General features: G+C 71.9%; 19 protein-coding genes. 13 read left to right on the top strand and 6 right to left on the bottom strand.

All coding sequences use genetic code 11. The annotated features are described in order from the left end of the window. Window positions 1–362: 362 nt before the first annotated feature. The 8 genes from ACGFWJ_RS11435 (at window position 363) to ACGFWJ_RS11470 (ending at window position 11,039) form a co-directional block, all read left to right on the top strand. Window positions 363–2,717 carry a M4 family metallopeptidase gene (locus ACGFWJ_RS11435; RefSeq protein WP_392947795.1) on the top strand — a complete coding sequence of 785 codons (2,355 nt, stop codon included), beginning with the start codon at window positions 363–365 and terminating at the stop codon, window positions 2,715–2,717. A gap of 290 nt (window positions 2,718–3,007) precedes the next feature. Continuing rightward, the gene (locus ACGFWJ_RS11440) at window positions 3,008–4,180 is read left to right on the top strand and encodes a macrolide family glycosyltransferase (RefSeq protein ID WP_392947798.1); all 1,173 of its coding nucleotides are present in this window, start codon (window positions 3,008–3,010) and stop codon (window positions 4,178–4,180) included. A 306-nt stretch (window positions 4,181–4,486) separates the two neighbouring features. Beyond that, the gene (locus ACGFWJ_RS11445; protein ID WP_392947801.1) at window positions 4,487–6,214 is read left to right on the top strand and encodes a carbohydrate-binding module family 20 domain-containing protein; all 1,728 of its coding nucleotides are present in this window, start codon (window positions 4,487–4,489) and stop codon (window positions 6,212–6,214) included. 259 nt (window positions 6,215–6,473) lie between these two features. Beyond that, the gene (locus tag ACGFWJ_RS11450; protein ID WP_392947804.1) at window positions 6,474–7,499 is read left to right on the top strand and encodes an alpha/beta hydrolase; all 1,026 of its coding nucleotides are present in this window, start codon (window positions 6,474–6,476) and stop codon (window positions 7,497–7,499) included. A 171-nt stretch (window positions 7,500–7,670) separates the two neighbouring features. Beyond that, window positions 7,671–8,399, top strand: coding sequence for a hemerythrin domain-containing protein (locus ACGFWJ_RS11455; protein WP_392947807.1), 729 nt, complete (start codon window positions 7,671–7,673; stop codon window positions 8,397–8,399). A gap of 103 nt (window positions 8,400–8,502) precedes the next feature. Then, entirely contained in the window at window positions 8,503–9,129 is a 627-nt protein-coding gene (locus tag ACGFWJ_RS11460) for a TetR family transcriptional regulator (protein ID WP_392947809.1), read from the top strand. A gap of 67 nt (window positions 9,130–9,196) precedes the next feature. Further along, window positions 9,197–9,952 (top strand): SDR family NAD(P)-dependent oxidoreductase, encoded by a 756-nt coding sequence (locus ACGFWJ_RS11465; RefSeq protein WP_392947812.1) that lies wholly within the window; start codon window positions 9,197–9,199, stop codon window positions 9,950–9,952. A 46-nt stretch (window positions 9,953–9,998) separates the two neighbouring features. Next, window positions 9,999–11,039 (top strand): NAD(P)-dependent alcohol dehydrogenase, encoded by a 1,041-nt coding sequence (locus tag ACGFWJ_RS11470; protein ID WP_392947815.1) that lies wholly within the window; start codon window positions 9,999–10,001, stop codon window positions 11,037–11,039. A 43-nt stretch (window positions 11,040–11,082) separates the two neighbouring features. On the opposite strand, the gene ACGFWJ_RS11475 is transcribed toward ACGFWJ_RS11470, so the two are convergent. Continuing rightward, window positions 11,083–11,556 (bottom strand): pyridoxamine 5'-phosphate oxidase family protein, encoded by a 474-nt coding sequence (locus ACGFWJ_RS11475; RefSeq protein ID WP_392947818.1) that lies wholly within the window; start codon window positions 11,554–11,556, stop codon window positions 11,083–11,085. A gap of 67 nt (window positions 11,557–11,623) precedes the next feature. Here ACGFWJ_RS11475 and ACGFWJ_RS11480 point away from each other — a divergent pair, with 67 nt between their 5' ends. Continuing rightward, window positions 11,624–12,169, top strand: coding sequence for a DUF1697 domain-containing protein (locus tag ACGFWJ_RS11480; protein WP_392947821.1), 546 nt, complete (start codon window positions 11,624–11,626; stop codon window positions 12,167–12,169). A gap of 7 nt (window positions 12,170–12,176) precedes the next feature. On the opposite strand, the gene ACGFWJ_RS11485 is transcribed toward ACGFWJ_RS11480, so the two are convergent. Both ACGFWJ_RS11485 and ACGFWJ_RS11490 read right to left on the bottom strand, forming a co-directional pair. Next, window positions 12,177–13,142 (bottom strand): DUF1152 domain-containing protein, encoded by a 966-nt coding sequence (locus tag ACGFWJ_RS11485; protein ID WP_392947824.1) that lies wholly within the window; start codon window positions 13,140–13,142, stop codon window positions 12,177–12,179. A gap of 349 nt (window positions 13,143–13,491) precedes the next feature. After that, window positions 13,492–14,817, bottom strand: coding sequence for a helix-turn-helix transcriptional regulator (locus tag ACGFWJ_RS11490; RefSeq protein WP_392947826.1), 1,326 nt, complete (start codon window positions 14,815–14,817; stop codon window positions 13,492–13,494). 156 nt (window positions 14,818–14,973) lie between these two features. Between ACGFWJ_RS11490 and ACGFWJ_RS11495 the strand changes: the two genes are divergently transcribed. The 3 genes from ACGFWJ_RS11495 to ACGFWJ_RS11505 are packed head-to-tail and all read left to right on the top strand — an operon-like array spanning window position 14,974 to window position 17,647. Further along, on the top strand, window positions 14,974–15,966 hold the full coding sequence (locus ACGFWJ_RS11495) for a Gfo/Idh/MocA family protein (protein WP_392947829.1): 993 nt from the start codon (window positions 14,974–14,976) through the stop codon (window positions 15,964–15,966). Then, window positions 15,963–17,216, top strand: coding sequence for a DegT/DnrJ/EryC1/StrS family aminotransferase (locus tag ACGFWJ_RS11500; protein WP_392947831.1), 1,254 nt, complete (start codon window positions 15,963–15,965; stop codon window positions 17,214–17,216). Before ACGFWJ_RS11495 ends, ACGFWJ_RS11500 begins: the two co-directional genes overlap by 4 nt. Next, complete coding sequence (locus tag ACGFWJ_RS11505; protein ID WP_392947834.1) at window positions 17,213–17,647, top strand: NUDIX domain-containing protein; 435 nt, start codon at window positions 17,213–17,215, stop codon at window positions 17,645–17,647. The genes ACGFWJ_RS11500 and ACGFWJ_RS11505 overlap by 4 nt, the downstream gene beginning before the upstream one ends. Before the next feature lie 252 nt (window positions 17,648–17,899). Here ACGFWJ_RS11505 and ACGFWJ_RS11510 read toward each other — a convergent pair whose 3' ends face one another. The 3 genes from ACGFWJ_RS11510 to ACGFWJ_RS11520 all read right to left on the bottom strand — a co-directional run bounded on the left by ACGFWJ_RS11510 (window position 17,900) and on the right by ACGFWJ_RS11520 (window position 20,224). Further along, window positions 17,900–18,865, bottom strand: a complete 966-nt coding sequence (locus ACGFWJ_RS11510) for a DUF1152 domain-containing protein (protein WP_392947837.1) — start codon at window positions 18,863–18,865, stop codon at window positions 17,900–17,902. A 48-nt stretch (window positions 18,866–18,913) separates the two neighbouring features. Further along, window positions 18,914–19,762 carry a siderophore-interacting protein gene (locus tag ACGFWJ_RS11515; protein ID WP_392947840.1) on the bottom strand — a complete coding sequence of 283 codons (849 nt, stop codon included), beginning with the start codon at window positions 19,760–19,762 and terminating at the stop codon, window positions 18,914–18,916. A gap of 102 nt (window positions 19,763–19,864) precedes the next feature. After that, complete coding sequence (locus ACGFWJ_RS11520) at window positions 19,865–20,224, bottom strand: arsenate reductase family protein (RefSeq protein WP_387643493.1); 360 nt, start codon at window positions 20,222–20,224, stop codon at window positions 19,865–19,867. A 107-nt stretch (window positions 20,225–20,331) separates the two neighbouring features. Here ACGFWJ_RS11520 and ACGFWJ_RS11525 point away from each other — a divergent pair, with 107 nt between their 5' ends. Next, window positions 20,332–21,546, top strand: a complete 1,215-nt coding sequence (locus ACGFWJ_RS11525) for a cytochrome P450 (protein ID WP_392947842.1) — start codon at window positions 20,332–20,334, stop codon at window positions 21,544–21,546. Window positions 21,547–21,593: the final 47 nt, after the last annotated feature.

Consider the following 21,593-nt stretch of genomic DNA (forward strand, 5'->3'; position numbering starts at 1 on the left):
GTTGGCCGAAAAGCATCGGTGCGGTACTTTCAACCGCCATGTTTAGCTGACGGCATCCCAAATGCCGGACCATGGGGGGCTCTTGAGGTACTTGTAGGGCGGTCATAAATGAGTCAATCCGTGGCATGCATCTGTCATTCGACGGGTGTTTGCTGCCACGATTCCCCTCGCTGCGAAGACAGGTAGCCCCAACTCCCGCCGGTGGAGCCCTCCCCAGGCCACCGGCAGCCCCGCAGCCACGCACCGCGTACGTGCACCGCACCCTCGCCGCGACAGGCGGCCGGGGCCCCCGCTGCGCCGCAACCGCGGCCAGATTCTCTTCACCGCTCGTGACCCCGCGACGGTCGGTAAAGGAGTCCCGAATGTCTCGCTACACGCATGCCCGCGTGAGCATGGCCGCCCTCGCGGCCACCACCGCCCTGCTGGTGACCGCGATCCCGTCGGTGGTGGCCCAGGCCGCCCCCGCCGGCCCGTCCGCGGCCTCGCAGGTCGCCGGCCAGCAGGTGGCCGCCGGGCGCGCCCAGTTGCTCTCGGACGCGGGCTCCCGCGCCCCCCAGGTCGCGCAGAACCTGGGCATGGGCTCCGCCGAGAAGCTGGTGGTCAAGGACGCGTTCAAGGACGCCGACGGCACCCAGCACTTCCGCTACGAGCGCACCTACAACGGACTCCCCGTCCTCGGTGGCGACATGGTCGTCCACCAGGCCGCGAACGGCACCACCAAGGGTGTCGACCGGGCCTCCACCGCGTCGCTGAACGGCCTGTCCACCACCCCGAAGCTGGCCGCCGCCAAGGGCCAGGCGACCGCGCTGGCCGCCGAGTCCGGCTCCGCGCTGGAGACCGCGCCCCGCCTGGTGGTGTGGGCCGCCGACAACAGCCCGCGGCTGGCCTGGGAGACCGTGGTCGCCGGCACCCAGAAGGACGGCACCCCGAGCAAGCTGCACGTGGTGACCGACGCCAACAGCGGCGACGTCATCCAGAAGTGGGAAGGCATCGAGACCGGCACCGGCACCGGCGTCTTCGTCGGCACCGTCAACGTCGGCACCACGCTGTCCGGTTCGACGTACCAGCTGAAGGACGCCACCCGCGGTGGGATGTACACCACCAACATGAACAACGGGACCAGCGGCAACGGCACCCTGTTCACCAAGTCCACCGACACCTGGGGCGACGGCACCGCCGCCAACAAGGAGTCCGCGGCCGTCGACGCCCACTACGGCGTCTCGATGACCTGGGACTACTTCAAGAACACCTTCGGCCGCAACGGCATCCGCAACGACGGTGTCGGCGCCTACAGCCGGGTCCACTACAGCAGCAACTACGTCAACGCCTTCTGGGACGACAGCTGCTTCTGCATGACCTACGGCGACGGCTCGGGCAACACCCACCCGCTGACCGAACTCGACGTCGCGGGCCACGAGATGACGCACGGCGTCACCTCCAACACGGCCGGCCTGATCTACTCCGGCGAGTCCGGCGGCCTGAACGAGTCCACCTCGGACGTGTTCGGCAACATGGTCGAGTGGTACGCCAACAACTCCAAGGACAACCCGGACTACCTGGTCGGCGAGCTGATCGACATCAACGGCAACGGCACGCCGCTGCGCTACATGGACCAGCCGTCCAAGGACGGCGCGTCCGCCGACTACTGGTCCTCCACGGTCGGCAACAAGGACGTCCACTACTCGTCCGGCGTCGGCAACCACGCCTTCTACCTGCTGTCCGAGGGCAGCGGCGCCAAGGTGGTCAACGGCGTGAGCTACAACTCGCCGACCTACAACAACATCCCGGTCACCGGCATCGGCCACGACAAGGCCGCCGCCATCTGGTTCCGGGCGCTGACCACCTACTGGACCTCGTCCACCAACTACGCGAGCGCGCGGGCCGGCATGCTGTCCGCCGCGACCGACCTGTACGGCGCCAACTCGGCCGAGTACAACGCCACCGCGACCGCCTGGGCGGCCGTCAACGTCGGCTCGGTGCCCAGCACCGGCGGCCCGACCGTGACCAGCCCCGGCAACCAGTCGACCGCGCTGAACTCCTCGGTCAGCCTGCAGATAAACGCCACCGGCGGCACCGCGCCGCTCACCTACACGGCCACCGGCCTGCCCACCGGCCTGTCGATCGACGCCGCCACCGGCAAGATCACCGGCACCGCCACCGCGGCCGGCACCTACAACGTGACCGTCACCGCGAAGGACGCCGCCGCCAAGACCGGCTCCGTCTCCTTCACCTGGACCGTCAGCGGTGGCGGCGGCGGCAGCTGCACCCCGGCCCAGCTGCTCGGCAACCCCGGCTTCGAGACCGGTAGCGCCGCGCCGTGGACCACCACCAGCGGTGTGGTCGACAACTCCACCTCGCAGGCCGCGCACGGCGGTTCCTGGAAGGCGTGGATGGACGGCTACGGCTCCAGCCACACCGACAGCATCCAGCAGACCGTCACCATCCCGTCGGGCTGCAAGGCGTCGCTGAGCTTCTGGCTGCACATCGACACCGCCGAGACCACCACCAGCACGGCGTACGACAAGATGACCGTGACCGTCAACGGCACCTCGGTCGCCACGTACTCCAACCTCGACAAGAACACCGGCTACGCGCAGAAGACCATCGACCTGTCGGCCTACGCCGGTCAGACCGTCACGGTGAAGTTCAACGCCGTCGAGGACGTCTCGCTGCAGACCTCCTTCGTGGTCGACGACACCGCGATCCAGACCAGCTGACGCTCCTTCGGTAGTGCCCGTGCCCGGCAGCCGCTTCGGCTGCCGGGCACCGGCGCGTTCGCATGATGATCAGTCAATTACCTTGGCGGGAGCCGGATTTAATTCGGATGCGTGCGACGGGCCGGGCGGGTTAAGGTCCCGGCATGTCCTTCTTCCACCAGATCTACGGCTGACGCGGCCGGGGCAGTGCCCCGAGCCACGCGTCCCGCACGCCACGGCGCCCCCTGACGGCGCGCCGGCGGTGCGGTGTTCCCTTCCCAGCCCCGTAGACCGGAAGCAGGTGCTTTCGCATGACCCGTCGCGCCCATATCGCCATGATCGGCATCCCGGCCGTCAGCCACGTCCGCCCGAGCCTCGAAGTGATCCGCGAACTCGTCGCCCGCGGCCACCGGGTGACGTACTTCAACGACCCGTCGGCGGCCGGGCTGATCACCCCGACCGGCGCCGAGCTCGTCCCGTACCCGTCCACCCTGCCGGTCGCCGACCACGACTGGCCGGACGACCCGATCGGCCAGATGCGGGTCTTCCTGGAGGACGCGATCGCGATGCTCCCCCGGCTGCACGCGCACTACGACGCCGACCCGGCCGACGTCTACCTGTACGACATCGGCGCGTACGCCGCCCGGGCGCTCGCCGAGGCGCAGGGCCGGCCGATCGTCCAGCTCTCGCCGACCCTGGTCGCCTGGGACGGCTACCAGGCGGAGGTGGGTGCCGCCATCCGCGAACTGCCGGGAGCGGACGGCTACTTCGGGCTCTTCGCCGAGTGGCTGGCCGGCTCCGGCGCCACCACGGTGGACGTGGACGCGTTCTCCGGGCGGCCGGCCCGGGCCGTCGCGATGATCACCGAGGCGATGCAGCCGCACGCCGACCGGGTGGACCGCAAGGCCGTGGAGTTCGTCGGGCCGTGCTTCGACCTGCGGGCGGAGCAGGGCGGTTGGCGGCGTCCGGCCGGGGCGGAGAAGGTGCTGCTGGTGTCGCTCGGTTCGGCGTTCACCCGGCAGCCCGAGTTCTACCGGAACTGCCTGGCGGCCTTCGGCGGCCGCCCCGGCTGGCACCTGGTGCTGCAGATCGGCAAGCACGTGGACCCGGCCGAGCTGGGGGAGATCCCGGCCAACGTCGAGGTGCACTCCTGGGTGCCGCAGCGGGCGGTCCTGGAGCAGGCCGACGCCTTCGTCACCCATGCCGGGATGGGCGGCTGCGGCGAAGGGCTGCTGGCGGGCGTGCCGATGATCGCGGTGCCGCAGGCCGCCGAGCAGTTCATGAACGCCGACCGGCTGGTCGAGCTCGGCGTGGCCCGCCGGCTGGACACCGCCGACGCCACGCCCGAGGCGCTGTGGTCGGCGCTCACCGAGCTGGTCGGGAGCGAGGAAGTGGCCGCCCGCCTGCGGGAGTTGAGCGCCCGCGCGATGGGCGAGGGCGGCACCGCCCGGGCCTGTGACGTGATCGAGCAGCAGCTGGGCTGAGGCTCCTCCTCCGGGCCCCGCCCGCCGAGCGCCGGTCCGCCGTTGACGCACTGTCAGCGGCGGTCCGGCGCTGCCGTTTTACCGGCCCCGGAGCGGGCCGCGGGCTCCCTTGACGGCCGTCCGGGCCGACCATATGGTCATGCCACTGCAAATTTCCTGCAAGTTTCACCCCACCTTGCAGTCTCTTGCAGTGGCACCTTCCCTCCGCGCGGACGGCCCCAACACCCCAGCCGTCGCGGCCCCACCCAGCCGCCTCCCGGTCCGCGACCTGCGTCCGCGGACCGGGCCTCCCCCAGGAGCGCTCCCTTGCCCACCCTCGCCCCCGCCCGCAGGAAGCGCGCCGTCGCCGCCTGCACCGCCCTCGCGGCGTTCGGCCTCTCGGCCGGCGCCGGGCTCTCGCTGGCGCCCACCGCCGCCGCCACCCCGCCCGGCACCAAGGGCGTCACCGCCACCCTGTTCGAGTGGAAGTTCGACTCGGTGGCCAAGGCCTGCACCGACACCCTCGGCCCCAAGGGCTACGGCTTCGTCGAGGTCTCCCCGCCCCAGGAGCACATCCAGGGCGCCCAGTGGTGGACGTCCTACCAGCCCGTCAGCTACAAGATCGCCGGCCGGCTCGGCGACCGCACCGCGTTCAAGAACATGGTCACCACCTGCCACGCGGCGGGCGTCAAGGTGCTCGCCGACTCGGTGATCAACCACATGTCGGCCGGCAGCGGCACCGGCACCGGCGGCACCGTCTACACCAAGTACAACTACCCGGGCTACTACCAGGACCAGGACTTCCACTCCTGCCGGACGTCGATCACCAACTACGCCGACCGCGCCAACGTCCAGAACTGCGAGCTGGTCGGCCTCGCGGACCTCAACACCGGTTCCGCGTACGTCCAGCAGACCATCGCCAACTACCTCAGCGACCTGCTCTCGCTCGGCGTGGACGGCTTCCGGATCGACGCCGCCAAGCACATGGCCGCCACCGACCTGGCCGCCATCAAGGCCAAGATGAGCAACCCGAACGCGTACTGGGTGCAGGAGGTCATCTACGGCGCGGGCGAGCCGATCCAGCCCTCCGAGTACACCGGCACCGGCGACGTGGACGAGTTCCGCTCCGGCACCTGGCTGAAGAGCTCCTTCCAGGGCGGCAAGATATCCGACCTGCAGAGCTGGGGCAGCGGCCTGCTCGCCTCCGCCCAGGCCCGCACCTTCGTCGACAACTGGGACACCGAGCGCAACGGCTCCACCCTCACCTACAAGGACGGCTCCACCTACACGCTGGCCAACGTCTTCATGCTGGCCCACCCGTACGGCTCGCCGAACGTCTACTCCGGCTACGCGTTCAGCAGCAACGACGACGGCCCGCCGAACGCCGGCGCCGTCACCGCCTGCTACCAGAACGGCTGGAACTGCGTCCACGCCTGGCGGCAGGTCGCCAACATGGTCGGCTTCCGCAACGCGGTGGCCGGTGCCGCGATGACCAACTGGTGGTCCAACGGCAACAACGCGATCGCCTTCGGCCGCGGCACCAAGGGCTACGTGGCGATCAACCGGGAGAGCTCGGCGATCACCCAGACCTTCCAGACCTCGCTGCCCGCCGGCGTCTACTGCGACGTCCAGCACGGCGACCCGGTGAGCGGCGGCTGCTCCGGCCCGACCTACACCGTCGGCGCGGACGGCAAGTTCACCGCCTCGGTCGGCGCCAACGACGCCGTCGCGCTGCACGTCGGCGCCACCGCCGCCGGCACCGCGCCGGGCGCCTCGTTCGCGGTCAACGGCACCACCTCGCCCGGCCAGAACCTCTACGTGGTCGGCGACGCGGCCGCGCTCGGCGGCTGGGACACCTCGAAGGCGCTGCTGCTCGGCTCCGCCTCCTACCCGGTGTGGAAGCTGGACGTGGCGCTGCCCGGCGGCACCGCGATCCAGTACAAGTACCTGCGCAAGGACGCCGCCGGCACCGTCACCTGGGAGAGCGGTACCAACCGCACCGCGACCGTCCCGGCGAGCGGAAGGATCACCCTGAACGACACCTGGCGTCCGTGACGCCGCTCCCGGAAACGGGCGGCCCCCGTCGTACGGCGGGGGCCGCCCCCGCCGTGCGGCGGGTTGTTCACCCCTCCGCAACCGGGGCCCGGGGCGGCACGTCATAGGATCTCGAACGGCCCAATCGCCGCACCTTTGTGCGGTCGCGGCCGTTCCCGGGGAGCGCCGGCCGTCACCAGCGCGCGGCGGCCCCGGCCAAGCCCAATGACCAGGGCCCCTCCCGGCTGCCGGGTCGGCCCCCGCCCGGAGAGACCGCCCCGTGCTGCCGCAGCCCCGTTCCGCCGCCCGCCGTCTGTTGACCGCCGCCGCCCTGCTCACCCTCGCCGCCCCGCTGGCCGCCTGCGGCAGCAACACCGGGACCTCCGGCGACGCCAAGGGCGCGAGCGCCGCAGGCCACTCGTCCCCGTCCGCCGCGCAGAGCAGCAGCGCCCCGCCCAAGCCGTCCAAGGTGCTGATGCCGACCGGCCCGGCTGCGCAGCTGTCCAAGGTCCGCGACACCGGCGCCGGGCCGATCATGATGACCACCCTGGCCGGCCCCAAGTCCGGTGTCAGCGGCAAGGTGTGGGTCTGGCTGCCGCCGCAGTACAACGACCCGAAGTACGCGAAGACCGGCTTCCCGGTGCTCACCCTGTACGCGGGCGGCCAGAGCGCCGGCTACAACACCTGGACCGACAACCAGCTGCCGATCCAGGAGATCGACGAGCAGATGGTCTCCCAGGGCAAGGCCCACCCGTTCATCATGATCATGCCGGTGCAGAACCTGGACTCCAACGAGTCCAAGGCCCTGGAGTGCGCCGACATCCCCGGCCAGCCGAAGATGGGCACCTGGATGGCCGAGGACATCCCGGACTTCATCCGCGCCAACTTCCGCACCGTCAAGGGCCGCGACGGCTGGGCCGTGATGGGCGCCTCCACCGGCGCGTTCTGCAGCGCCAAGCTCGCCCTGCAGCACCCCGACGTGTTCAAGGCCGCGGTGCCGATCGACGGCTACTGGAACCCGGACTCGCCGCTGTGGAAGGGCCACGACCAGGAGCGCCAGGCCAACAGCCCCGACAAGCTGATCGCCGAGGGCACCGCCGACGTGCGGATGCTGGCCACCGCGGGCGGCGCCAACCCGTACGAGACCAAGCTGGTGAAGAACTGGGTGGAGAAGGCCAAGGCCCCCACCACCGTCGAGTACTACGAGCAGCCCGGCGGCAAGCACCTCACCTCCGACTTCAAGAAGATGATCCCGCACACCCTGGAATGGCTGACCGCCAACACCGCCGGACCCGAATCCGACTGACCGAGGTCGGAAACGGCTCCGAAAACGCGCTGACCTGCACATCAATCGGTCGTTCATTCGACCCTGATGCACTGCTCCCACCCTGGACCCCGTGGACCGGAGAACTGGACCGGGGCGCCGCAACCGCGGCCCCCGCTCCGGCCAGCCCCAGCCAGTCGTGAAGAGAGCGCCATGTCCCGTCACCTGCTGTCCGTCGGCCCGACGACCATTCCCGCCCCGTGCGAGGAGCTGCCCGCCGCGCCCGTGGCCGAACTCCTGCCGTTCGCCGGACTGCGCCTGGTGCACGCCGCCGTCCGCCGCGACCTCGCCCGGATCCCGCAGGCCCTGCGACTGCTCCAGCCCGACGACCACGAGAGCGCGCTCGCGCTCAAGCGGCACTGGGACTTCGTCACCGCCATGGTGACCTGCCACCACGAGCAGCAGGACACCCGGCTGTGGCCGCTGCTGCGCCGCTTCTCGCCCGAGCTGCGGCTGCTGCTCAACTGGCTGGAGTCCGACCACCACAACCTCGACCAGTGCTTCACCCGCACCACCACCCTGGTCGGCATCGCCACCCGCGACCCCGCCAGCTCCTGGCCGGTCTCCTACGCCGTCGAGGAACTCGCCGCCCGGGTGGAGACCCACCTGCGGATCGAGGAGCGCCAGCTGCTGCCGCGGATGGCCGACATCTTCCAGCCCGGCTCCCGGATCGGCACCCTGCCCGAACTGCTCGACCTGCTGCGCCTCGCCGAGGGCCCGTCCGCGTCCGACGCCCTGGTCTGGCTGCTCGAAGGCGTCGACCCGATACAGATCGACCGCCTGCTGGCCGACTGCGACGACGAGACCGTCCGCCACTGGCCGCACTGGCGCGACACCTACGCCCGCTGCACCGACCGTCTCTGGGGCCCCGCCGGGCAATGAGACCGTCCCGGATCCGTCCGGGACGTGAGCAGCACGGCCCGGGCCCGGATGTCCCGGCGGGACTCATGTCCCGCCGGGACATTTTCGGTAGTACGGTGATCACATGAGCACCGACCAGTGGCAGCCGCCGGTCTCGCTCGGGCGGCGCGACCGCAAGTCCCGCCGCACCCGCGAGGCGATGGCCGACGCCGCGCTGCGCCTCACCCTGGAACACGGCCTGGCCGCCCTCGCCGTCGAACACGTCACCGACGCCGCCGACGTCTCCCGGCGCACCTTCAGCCGCTACTTCCCGTCCCGCGAGGACGCCGTCCTCGACTCCCTGCGCACCGACTTCACCCGGATCAACGAGCAACTCGCCGCCCGGCCCGCCGCCGAGACCCCGGTCGCCGCCTACCGCGCCGCCGTCACCGCCTGGCTGCGCGACGCCGACCACCCGGCCTGGCACCGCCGCCCCGGCATGCGGGCGCTGTTCGTGCTGATCGACGAGGAGCCCGCGCTGACCGCCGCCTACCGGCGGATCGCCGTCGCCGAGGAGGAGCAGTCGATCCGGCTGGTCGCCGCCCGGCTCGGCCTGCACCCGGAGACCGACCTGCGGCCCGCCGTCGCCGTCGGCCTCGGCGTCGCCGCCCTGCACGCCGCCACCCGCACCTGGGTGCGCGACCCGGCGGGCGACCTGCCCGCCCTGATCGACCGCGCCTTCGACCTGGTCGCGGTCGAACCCCCACGCTGACCCCCCGTCGGCACACCCGCACCACCCGCGTCCGCCCCCCGGCGGCGCACGAAAGGAACGACCACCCATGACCACCCAGGAGTTCACCGGCCGCACCGCTCTCGTCACCGGCGCCGCCTCCGGCATCGGCCTGGCCGTCGCCACCATGCTCGCCGGGCGCGGTGCGAAGGTCGCCGTCGCCGACTTCCGCCTGGACGCCGCCCGGGAGGCCGTCGCCGCCCTCGAGGCGATCGGCGCCGAGGCCCTCGCCGTGCAGGTCGACGTCACCGACCCGGCCTCCGTCGAGGCCGCCGTCCGCACCACCGTGCAGGGCCTCGGTCCGCTCTCGCTGGCCGTCAACAACGCCGGCATCGGCGGCGCCGTCGCCCCCACCGGCGGCTACGACCCGCAGGACTGGCGGCGGGTGCTCGCCACCAACCTGGACGGCGTCTTCTACTCGATGCGCTACGAACTGCCGGAGATCCTCGCCGCCGGCGGCGGCGCGATCGTCAACATGTCCTCCATCCTCGGCACCAACGGCTTCGCCGGCTCGCCCGCGTACGTCGCCGCCAAGCACGGCGTGGTCGGCCTGACCAAGTCCACCGCGCTGGAGTACGCAGGGCAGGGCATCCGGGTCAACGCGGTCGGCCCGGGCTTCGTCGACACCCCGCTGCTCAAGGACGCCGACCCGGCCGCGCGCGCGGCGCTGATCGCGCTGCACCCCGCCGGGCGCCTCGGCCGCGCCGAGGAGGTCGCCGAACTCACCGCGTTCCTGCTCTCCGAGCGGGCGTCCTTCATCACCGGCAGCTACCACCTGGTCGACGGCGGCTACTCCGCCCGCTGACCGTCCGTCGTACGGGGGCCCGCACGAGAGAGAGGGTTTTCCAGCCATGAAGGCAGTCCAGTACCGCACCGTCGGCAGCCACCCCGAGGTGGTCACCGTCCCCGACCCCGAACCCGGCCCCGGGCAGGTGCTGCTGAAGGTCACCGCCGCCGGTGTGTGCCACTCCGACATAGCCGTGATGAGCTGGCCCGCCGCGCAGCTGCCGTTCCCGCTGCCGCTCACCCTCGGCCACGAGGGCGTCGGCACGATCGCCGCGCTCGGCGCCGGAGTCACCGGCTTCACCGAGGGCGAGTCGGTCGCGGTGTACGGTCCGTGGGGCTGCGGCAGCTGCGCCAAGTGCGCCGAGGGCAAGGAGAATTACTGCCTGCGGGCGCACGAGCTGGGCATCCGGCCGCCCGGGCTGGGCGCGCCCGGCGCGATGGCCGAGTACCTGCTGGTCGACGACCCGCGGCACCTGGTCCCGCTCGGCGACCTCGACCCAGTGCGGACCGTGCCGCTCACCGACGCCGGGCTGACGCCCTATCACGCGATCAAGGGTTCGCTGCCGAAGCTCGTCCCCGGCTCCACGGCGGTGGTGATCGGCACCGGCGGCCTCGGGCACGTCGCCGTCCAGCTGCTGCGCGCGATGACCGCGGCCCGGGTGATCGCCGTGGACGTCTCCGCGGAGAAGCTCGAACTGGCCCGCGCGGTCGGCGCGCACGAGGCGGTGCTCTCGGACGGCGCCGCCGCCGCGAAGGTCCGCGAACTGACCGCCGGGCTCGGCGCGCAGGCCGTCTTCGACTTCGTCGGCGCCCCGCCCACCACCGCGCTGGCCGGGCAGCTGGTCGCCGTCGAGGGCGACGTCAGCATCGTCGGCCTGGGCGGCGGCACGCTGGCCGTCGGCTTCGGCGCGCTGCCCTACGACGCCCGCGTCAGCTCCCCGTACTGGGGCAGCCGCTCCGAGCTGATCGAGGTCCTCGACCTGGCCCGGGCCGGCGCGATCGACGTGCACGTCGAGACGTACGGCATCGACGAGGCGCCGCTCGCCTACGAGCGCCTGCACGCCGGGAAGATCAACGGGCGCGCGGTGATCCTGCCGAACGGCTGACGTCCCGTCGGGTGGCGGTCTCCTTCTCCGGCGAAGGTGGCCGTTACCGGCGTTGGATCACCTTGACGTCCTCGCCCGGCTGCCAGGTGCTGATCAGCAGGTGGTCCTCCGCCACCTCGGTCAGGGTGGCCCGGCGCAGTTCCAGCCGGAACGCGTGGAAGGGGCCGGGCGGCGGCTCGGGCAGCTCGGCGGCGTACGCGGCGAGCTCGTCCGGGTCGGTCAACTCGACGGCGTACAGGGCGAGTTTCGCGTCCCCGCCGGTCAGGCTGGTGTCCGGCCCCGGGTTCGAGTGCAGGGCGCAGCGCGGGTCGCGGCGCAGGTCGAGCGCCTTGACCGCGCCCGCCATCGAACCGAGGTACAGGTCGGCGCCGAGGAAGTCCACCTCGATGCCGCTCACCCGGGGCGAACCGTCCCTGGTCAGCGTGGCGAGCACATGGTGCCGGTACGCCTCGAAGCGGGCGCGGATGCGCGGGGCGAGATCAGGAGCCTGCTGCTCGAAGTCCTGCCAGGTCGTCATGCGCGGAGTGTAGGCCGCCGTACCGGCGGAACCGCTGATTGTCGGCGGCCCGTCCTAGACTCCGCGCATGGAGACCTACATCGCCTTCCTGCGGGCGATCAACGTCGGCGGCCGCACCGTGAAGATGGACCGGTTGCGGGAGTTGTTCGCGGCCCTCGGGCTGGAGGGCGTGCGGACGTACATCCAGAGCGGCAACGTGTTCTTCCGCAGCGCGGAGACCGACCGGGCAGCGCTGACGGCGCGGATCGAGGCGGGGCTGGCGGAGGGCCTGGGGTATCCGGTGCCGGTGATGCTGCGGACGGTCGAGGAGGTGGAGGCCGTGGTCGCGCTGGACCCGTTCGCGGGCGTGGAGGTCACCGGGGACGACCGCCTGTGCGTGCTGTTCCTCTCCGAGCCGCTGCCGCCCGAGCTGGTCCTGCCGGTGGCCTCGCCGAAGGGCGACTGGGAGATGATCGGCGCGAGTGCGGGCGCGGCGTTCGTGGTGATGCACCTGCGTGGCGGCCGGATGACCGGCAACCCGGCCACCGCCTTCCCCAAGTCCTATCAGGGGCAGGCGACTTCGCGGTTCTTCCACACCACCGCGAAGATCGCCGCCGCCGCCCGCAAGGGCTGACCGCCGGTCAGTGCGGGTAGACGCGGGGCGGGCGCTGCCGGGGGAGGGAGTCCTGGAAGTCGCCGATGGCGGCGGCGATTTGGCGCATCAGCACGGTGTGCTCCAGCCGGTCGAGGTAGAGGTGGCGGGCGGCCAGCGCCTCCACCGTCACACCGAAGTACATCGTCATCAGCGGGTTGATGAACAGCGCACTGTTGCCGGTACGTTCGGTGAACCGGACGTCGCCGAACTCGCCGCGCAGGGCGGCGGCGATCGAGCCGTGGACGATGCTCGGGTGTTCGGGGCACTCCTGGCGGGCGTGCGCGACGGCGTCCAGGTAGAGGGCGGCCTCGGGCGCGTCGGCGGGGAGCGAGAACGCGCCGAGGTGGCCGCCGTCGCGTTGCAGGGCGGCCAGGTTCTCCAGCACCAGCGCGTGGTTGACGCCGTGATAGGCGTCGATGCCGAAGCCCAGGCAGGCGACCAGCCGGGTGGGCACCTCGGTGAGCCCGGCCACGGCGGCGAGCGAGGCCATGTCCTCCTCGGGGGTGCCGAGTCCGGCCTCGTCGCCGCGCAGCAGGATGTCGGTGCCGCCGTCGACCAGCAGGATCGCGTCGATTCCGAGGTGCTCGACCAGCGCCCGGTAGGCGGCGCGCAGCGGCTGGACGCCGGTGGACGGGAACGCCCAGACGGTGTCCGGCTGCTGGTGCGCGCGCAGCCAGCGGGCCAGCGAGCGTTCGGGGAAGTAAGCGTCCGCGCTGCGCACGTCGGGGGTGATCCGGGCCAGCTCGGGGGCGTGCCAGACGTCCAGGTCGAGGCCGTACAGGTTGCTGAAGGAGAAGTTCGCCAGGTGCACTTCGCGCCCGGCGGCGCGCAGCGCGAGGGCGAGCGGCAGCCCCGCGTAGACGTCGAAGCCGCCGCCCGCGCCGGCGATCAGGATCCGCTCGGCGGCCAGCAGGCGGGTGAGCAGCGGCGGCTGAAACACACTGGTGGTCACCGGCCGGACGGTACCAGGCGGCCGGCTCCCGCCGTGCGCCCGTGGCCGGTGAAGTGGACGTGCTCGCGGTCCAAGTGACGCGTGTTCAGGCAAAGGAACCGAAAGCGAATGCGACGAGGGTCGGTTCCGCTGTCCTCGACGGCGAACCGGCCCCCACCCAGTCGCAGGTGGGGGCGCTGACGAGGCCCCGTTCGGGAAGACCGCCTGGTCCGAGATCGGAGCGAAGTGACCGCCGACCGCTCACCCCTTGCCGCTCGCTCCTTAACCGGATCGACGGCCGGCCCTGGAGCCTGGTCGTCCATCCGACCGCATTGTGCAAGCTGGAAGGTGCTGCTCCGATCCCATGTCGTCAGCTCGCCTTGAGACGGTCCATGAGGTCGGAGACGCCATCGACCTGGCGGTAGGGCTGGAATGCCGGGGCGAGTTCGTGTACCAGGGTGACGCACCGTTCGGCGCCGATCCGGGTGGCGAGGTCGAGGGACTGGTTGGCAACGGCGAGGGCCTGTTCGACCTCGCGGGCCTGTAGGAGGCTGCGGGCCTCGTAGGTCAGGAAGATCCCTCGTGTCTTGTCACGGGAGCGCGGCAGCAGGCTCATGCCTTCGTCGATACGAGCGTGGGCCTCGTCGGTGCGGCCGAGGTCGAGCATGCACTGGCCGGAGTCAACGGCGAGGTCCGCGGTGCTCATCCATCGGCACCAGGCCGGTGCCGGGTCGGGACTGTCGGTCAGGAGAGCGGTCTCGGCGGCGGCCAGGTCGTGATGGCAGGCGGGGGCGGCGCCGAGGGCGGCGTGCGCGCGGGCCCGGCGAAGATGAAGCAGGGACCGGGCGGTGGGGTGCCGAGTGTGGACGAGGGCTTGGCTGAGGGGTTCGACAGCGGCGTCGGGCTGGGTGAGCCAGATCGACTGGTAGGCGAAGTCGGAGAGGATGCCGGCGCCGAGGTCGCGGTCGCGGGCGGCGTGCGCGTTCGACAGGGCCGCGTTCCAGAGCTTGCCCGCCGCGTGGTGGTACCCCTGGTCGAAGCGGTGCCAGCCGCAGGTGCTGGCCAGGGAGGCGGCCAGCTGGTGGAGTCGTCGGCCGACCGGTTCGGTGTACCGGCCCCGTGCCAGCAGGTCGGTGACCGTCTCCAGTTGGGCGTTCATCAACTTCGCGGTGTGCTGGCGCTGTTCGGTGGGCATGGTGGTCAGCTTGGCGCTGGTGTCCTCCAGCCAGTCGACCAGTTCACCGTCGACGTGCTTACCGTTCAGGGCGGTGGTGAGCCGGTCGGGTTCGAGGGTGGCCCACTGGGCGGAGAGCCCGGCCAGCGCGAGCGCGCTGAAGGCCATGAAGGTGCGGCGGCGGTGGTCCATGGTGGCTCTCTGTGCGTCTCGAAGTGCGTGGACGGTGAACGCCACCCCGAGCGGCACCGGTTGTTCCTGGCCGGGTAGCCAGTGCGGCCACTCGAAGGCCCCCAGGTCGCCGATCGGGACGTCGAAGGCTTCGGCGATCAGGAGCTGGGATTCGATGCTGGGCGTCTTGCGCCCGTTCTCCCACTTGCTGACGGCGGCCTTGTCGATGCCGGAGCGAAGACCCTCGGGCCGGTTCCTGGCAGCACGGTGGATTCGGGCCGCGAGGTCGGTCTGGGACCAGCCGCGCAGCGCGCGGGCGTACGCGAGGGGGTGCCGGATCTGGTCGTCCACGGGGTCAATCCCATCATCGACGGTGGCAGTGAGCGTACTGCGTGTACGGGCGGGACTACCCCGGGACCACGGGCAACGCCTGGTTGATGAACGCGAGTTGGGCTCTACTCGTCGTGCACCGACAAGTTCCCGCAACCATGCGGAAGGAGTCCGCGCATGAAACGACGCGCTGCGGTCATCGGCCTCGGCCACCAGGCGCTCGAAGACCACTTGCCCGGCCTGCTCGGCTCCAGCCGAGCCGAGCTCGTCGCGATCTGCGACAACAACCCCGACACCCTGCGGCAGAGACAGGACGTCCTCCAGGTCCCCGGATTCACCCGCTCCAGTGAGCTGTTGGACGCGGTGGCCCCGGACTTCGTGGTCGTTGCCGTCCCGCACCACGCCGGCCGGGAGGTCGTCCAGGAGTGTGCCGCCCGGGGCGTGCATGTTCTCAAGGAGAAGCCGTTCGCCACCTCTGTGTCGGAGGCCCAGGACCTCGCCCAGATCTGCCGAGCCGGGCGGATCGAGCTGATGGTCACCCTTCAGCGGCGGTTCAACCCGATCTACACCAGCGTCGCCGGATTGCTGGACCAGATCGGCACCCCGTTCCTCATCGACGGCCAGTACACCTTCCACACCGACGACCCCGGGGGCGGGTGGCGCGGAGACGTCCGCCAGGCCGGGGGCGGCTGCATCATCGACATGGGCTACCACCTGATCGACCTGCTGCTGTGGTACTTCGGCCTGCCCAGCCGGGTCATCGCCGAGTTCTCCACCACGGCCGTCCCCGGCGGCAGCTACGACGCCGAGGACACCGCTGTCATCCAACTCGGCTACGACAGCGACTTGTACGGCTCGGTGCTGCTGTCGCGGTGGGTGGCTCCGAAGACCGAACGCCTGCACGTGGTCGGCACCCGCGGTTCGGTGCTGCTGACCAAAGGTCAGGTCCGGCGACTCGACCTCGACGGCACCGTCGTGGAGGAGCTGACCCGCCCCCACGCGCCGGCCTCGGCGTCGGCCGCGCAGATCGACTACTTCTGCCGGGTCCTGGACGGCCAGAGGCCCAACACCTCGGGCCCCGACCAGCACCTCGCACACGCCGCGTTCGTCGCCTCCTGCTACCAGTCCAAGGCAGCAGGGCGCTACATCGACCCGAAGGAGATGCTGTGACCAGCACCCTTGCCGTGTTCGGAGGCAAGCCCGCCGTCACCGCCGACGGCCCGCACTTCACCTGGCCGCCGATCGACGACACCACCCACGCCAGGGTCGCCGCCCAGTTGGACGAAGCGATTTCCATCCCCGGCCGGTCCGGCGTCGTCGCCGAACTGGAGGACAGTCTGCAGGAGTACTTCGGCGTCCGGCATGCGATCACCACCAGCTCCGGCACCGCCGCCCTACACGCCACCTACTGGGCCGCGAGGATCAAGCCCGGCCACGAGGTCATCGTTCCCGCCTGGACCTTCCACGCCACCGCCTCCCCGCTGTTCCACCTCGGCGCGGTGCCGGTGCTGTGCGAGACCGGGCCGGACGGCAACATCGACCCGAACCGGATCGAGGAGCTGATCACGCCCCGTACCCGGGCGGTGATGGTCACCCACCTGTGGGGCAAGCCCGCCGACATGACCGACATCGTCGCCGTCGCCAATGCCCACGACCTGGTGGTGCTGGAGGACGGCTCCCACGCACACGGCGCGAGCATCGCCGGGCAGAAGGTGGGCACGTTCGGCCTCGCCTCGGCCTTCTCCCTAAACGGCCCCAAGCCGCTGTCCGGCGGCGAGGGCGGCTTCGTCCTGACGGACGACGACGACACGTACCACCGGGTCATCACTCTCGCGCACTACAACAAGCGCGCCAAGACCGAGATCCCGGAAGGCCATCCGCTCGCGCGGTACGCGGTCACCGGCGCCGGTCTCAAGCTCCGCATCCATCCCCTTGCCGCAGCCATCGCCCACGACCAGCTGCCTCGGCTGGATGGCTACCTCGCCGGTCGGGCGGAGATCGCACGCTACCTCACCGGACAGCTCGCCCGGGTCCCTGGTCTGGAGGTGGCCGAGCTGCCCGAAGGGGTGGTCTCCTCCTGGTACGGGTTGACGCTCACGTACAGGCCGGGCGAGCTCGGCGGCCTGCCGATCGAGAGGTTCCACCAGGCACTGATCGCGGAGGGCGGCACCGAGTTCGACCGGCCCGGTTCCACCTGCCCGATGAATCAGCTGCCGTTGTACCAGCAGCCCGGCATGCTGTTCCCCGGTCACCCGCGTTCCCACCGCCGGTACAAGGCGGGGGACTTCCCCGTTGCCGAGCGTGCCCACGCCAGCGTGATCAAGCTCCCGGTCTGGCATCGTGAGCAGGATCTGGAGCTGGCCGAGCAGTACGTTCGCGCGGCCGTCAAGATCAGCGACCATCACAAGGAGCTGCTGTGACCGTCACCTCCCCCGAGTTCGCCGCCGGCCTGGCGGCCGAGGCCGAAGCCGCCGGCATCACCGGTCTTGTCGCCGCTGCTGTGATCAACCACGACGGCCGGGTCCTGCTCGTGCGCCGCAACCCGGACGACTACATGGGCGGCCTGTGGGAGATCCCCTCCGGGACGGTCGAGTCCGGGGAGACCGTCCTGGACGCTTTGCGCCGCGAGACCGGCGAGGAGACCGGCCTGACCATCGACCAGGTCACCGGTTACCTCGGGCACTTCGACTACCGGAACAGCCGTGGCGGCATCACCCGCCAGTTCAACTTCGCCGTCACCGTGGAGAAGGCCGAACCGGTGGTCCTCACCGAGCACGACGCCCACCAGTGGGCACTCCCGAGTGAGCTGCCCGAGGTGAGTGACGCAGTTCGCGAGCTGATCGCACACTGAGGGGGTACGAGCGGGCGGGGCTCTCGGCTTCCCCGAGGACCCTGCCCGGCCGCGGTCGAGACGACCTGCTGATCGCACTCGCCGAACTCCTGTTGCGTGACGGCGCGACCACGGAACTCCCGCTGTCCTCGACGGCGGCGTTCCGGCTCGACCGCTGGCCGCTCGGAACGCTGCCGTGGTTGGTCCGACCTGCCGCCTTGCCTGTCGGACAGCCGTCGCGTTCGCGGGTGCGGCGCGTCCGCCGACTGTCGGTCAGTGCGGGTAGGCCCGGGCGGGGCGCAGGGCGGGCAGGTCCTCGCGGAAGTCGGCGATGGCGGAGGCGATCTGGCGGGTCTGGGTGGTGCCCTCCAGGCGGTCGAGGTAGAGGTTGCGGGCGGCCAGGGCCTCGACGGTGACGCCGAAGTACAGCGTCATCAGCGGGTTGACGAACGGGTCGCTGCCGGGCACCCGCTCGGCGAGCCCGACGTCGCCGAACTCGCCGCGCAGAGCGGCCGCGACGCTGCCCTGCACGATGCTGGGACGGTCGGGCGAGGCGGCCCGGGCCTGCTCGACGGCGTCCAGGTACAGGGCGGCCTCGGGCGCGTCGGCGGGGAGCGAGAACGCGCCCAGGTAGCCGCCGTCGCGTTGCAGGGCGGCGAGGTTCTCCAGCACCAGGCCGTGGCTGACGCCGTGGTGGGCGTCGATGCCGAAGCCCAGGCAGGCGACCAGGCGTTCGGGAACGGACCGCAGCCCGGCGACGGCGGCGAGCGAGGCCATGTCCTCCTCGGGGGTGCCGAGGCCCGCCTCGTCGCCGCGAAGCAGGATGTCGGTGCCTCCGTCGACCAGCAGGATCGCGTCGATGCCGAGCCGGCGCACCAGCGTCCGGTACGCGGCGCGCAGCGGCTTCACCCCGGTGAAGGCGAACGTCCAGACGGTGTCGGGCTGTTGGTGTGCGCGCAGCCAGCGGGCCAGGGCGCGTTCGGGGAACTTGGGTTCGGCGGAGCGGGTGTCGGGGGTGATCCGGGCCAGCTGCGGGCCTTCCCAGGCGGTGGCGTCCAGGCCGTAGTGGTGGGTGAACGCCAGGTTCGCCAGGTGCACTTCGCGTCCGGCGGCGCGCAGCGCGAGGGCGAGCGGCAGCCCGGCGTACACGTCGTGGCCGCCGCCCGCGCCGGCGATCAGGATCCGCTCGGCGGCGAGCAGGCGGGTGAGCAGCGGTGGTTGGAGCAGGCTGGTGGTCATCGGGCGGACGGTAACAGGCACCTGGCGGCGCGGTCGCCCGGATTACGGTCAGCCCCCGTATTGCGCCAGCAACTCCTGGGCGTCGGCGAGGTCTTCGGCGGTCGGGGCGTCGTCCTGGGTGAGGCGGTGGCGCCAGTAGCCGGTGAAATGGATGTTCGCGCGGTCCAAGTGGCGCTCGGCCAACAGGTGCTGGCGCAGGGCGCGGACGGTGCCGGCCTCGCCGGCCAGCCAGGCGTGCTCCAGGTCGGCGGGGAGTTCGGCGGTGCGGACGGCGGCGAGCAGGCGTTCGCCGGGGGCGGCGCCGTCGCGGTGGACCCAGTGGGCGGTCAACTCGCCGAAGCCGCGCAGGGGTTGCTGTTCCTCGGGGCCGGCGGTCTCGATCCAGGCGTGGGCCCGGGCCCCGGCCGGCAGGGCCTCCACCAGGGTGGCGAGCGCGGGCAGCGCCGACTCGTCGCAGGCGAACAGCAGCGGCCGGCTGCCGTCCAGCGGGAACGGGCGGGCGAACTCGGGGGAGGGGCCGAACATGGCCAGCACCTGCCCGGGCCGGGCGCGGGCCGCCCAGTCGGCCGCCGGGCCGTCGCCGTGCAGCACGAAGTCGACGTCCACGGTGTGCAGTTCGGCGTCGTGGGCGCGGATCGTGAAGGACCGCATCCACGGGCGGCGGTGCTCCGGGACGGCGTGGCAGGCCCGGTACCAGTCCATCAGGTCCTGCCCGGGGGCGGCCGCGGGCAGCTCGGGGGAGTCCTGCCCGGGGCGCGGGAAGTACAGCTTGACCTGCTGGTCGGGCCCGGCCAGGGCGAACTCGCCGGGCGGCAGCGCGAAACTGGCCCGGACGGTGCGCGGGGTGGGGCGGCGGACGGCGGTGACGGTCAGCCGGCGGATCGGCAGGTCGGACACGGCGGGCTCCTGTCGGATCGGAGGTGGCCGGGCCAGCCTGCCGGGGCCCGCTCACAGCACGCTGTCAGCGCGCTGTCACCGCGCCCCGGCCAGCAAAACCCGTCAGTGCGAGAGCACGTCCTTCAGCGCCTCCTCGGTGCGGCCGATCACCGTGTAGCCGTCGTCGGCGGTGATGATCGGGCGCTGGATCAGCGCCGGGTGCGCGGCCATCGCCTCGACCCAGCGCGCCCGGTCGGCGTCCTCCCGGCCCCAGGAGCGCAGGCCGAGCTCCTTGCCGACCGGCTCGTCCAGCCGGGCCACGTCCCACGGCTCCAGGCCGAGGCGGCCCAGCACCTCGGTCAGTTCGGCGGCGGTCGGCGGCTCCTCCAGGTAGCGGCGCACCGTGTACTCGGCGCCCGCCGCGTCGAGTTCGCCCAGGGCGGTGCGGCACTTGCTGCACCGCGGGTTGATCCAGATCTCCATGACCGGCCACCCTACCGACCGGCCCCGCCCGGGCGGCGGGAACCCGGGCGCGCCGCCCGGCCGTTCCGCAGCGGACAGATAAGTACGACTGCTGACGGGGGAGTTGCATGGACGTCGCCACGATCGTCAACGAGCTGATGGGCCCGGAGGGTTGCCGCGACCCGTACCCGCTGTACGAGCGGCTGCGCGCGTTCGGGCCGACGGTGCGCAGCGACGAGTACATCGTGATGGTCACCGGCCACCAGGAGATCGACGAGATCCTGCGCAGCCCCGCCTTCGGCGTCATCGAGCCGGAGGTGCGCGTCCAGTTCGAACCCGACTACCTCGACCACCCGGGCCAGACCCTGCTGGGCGACTCGATCCTGGAACGGAACGCGCCCGCCCACGGCCGGATGCGCTCGCTGATCTCCTCGCTGTTCACCCCGCGCCGGGTCGCCGCCCTGGCGCCCGCCGTCACCGCCGCCGTCGAGCAGCTGCTCGACGAACTCGCCGAGCACGGCGACGGCCCGGTGGACTTCCTGGACGCCTTCGCGTTCCGGCTGCCGATCGGCGTGATCTGCGAACTGCTCGGCGTCCCCGAGCAGGACCGGCACCTGTTCCGCCCGCTGGCCTCCGACCTCACCGCCACCCTGGAGTTCCTGGTCGGGGACGAGGAGCTGGCCGCCGCCGACCGCGCCGCCGATGAACTCTCCCGGTACTTCACCGAGTTGGCCGCCCTCCGGCGCGCCGACCCGAAGGACGACCTGGTCAGCGCGCTGGTCGCGACCGCCGACGCCGACCCGCAGCGGCTGTCCGACACCGAACTGCTGGCCAACCTGGCGCTGCTGCTGGTGGCCGGCTTCGAGACCACCGGCAACCTGCTCGGCAACGCCCTCGCCCTGCTGTTCGAGCACCCCGGCACCGCCGCGCAGCTGCGCGACGGCACGCTCGACCCGGCCGCGCTGGTCGAGGAGGTGCTGCGGTTCGACTCGCCCGTCCAGCTCACCTCCCGGATCGCGCTCACCGGCACCACCGTCGGCGGCGAGCCCGTCCCGCGGGACACCGGGATGATGCTGCTGATCGGCGCCGCCAACCGCGACCCGCGACGCTTCCCCGACCCCGACCGCTTCGACCCGACCCGCGGCGGCGGCCGGCTGCTCAGCTTCGGCGGCGGCCCGCACTACTGCCTCGGCGCCCAGCTCGCCCGGCTGGAGGCCGTCACCGCGCTGCCCGCCCTGCTGCGCCGCTTCCCCGCGCTGGCCCCCGCCGGTCCGGCCGTCCGCCGCGAGCGGCTGGTGCTGCGGGGCTTCCGCACGCTGCCCGTCACGCTCACCGGCCGCTGACCCGCCGCTGACCTGTCGTCGGCGGTGACACAGGTCACGCAAGTGGT

This window comes from Kitasatospora sp. NPDC048407 (assembly GCF_043200475.1).
Classification (GTDB): domain Bacteria; phylum Actinomycetota; class Actinomycetes; order Streptomycetales; family Streptomycetaceae; genus Kitasatospora.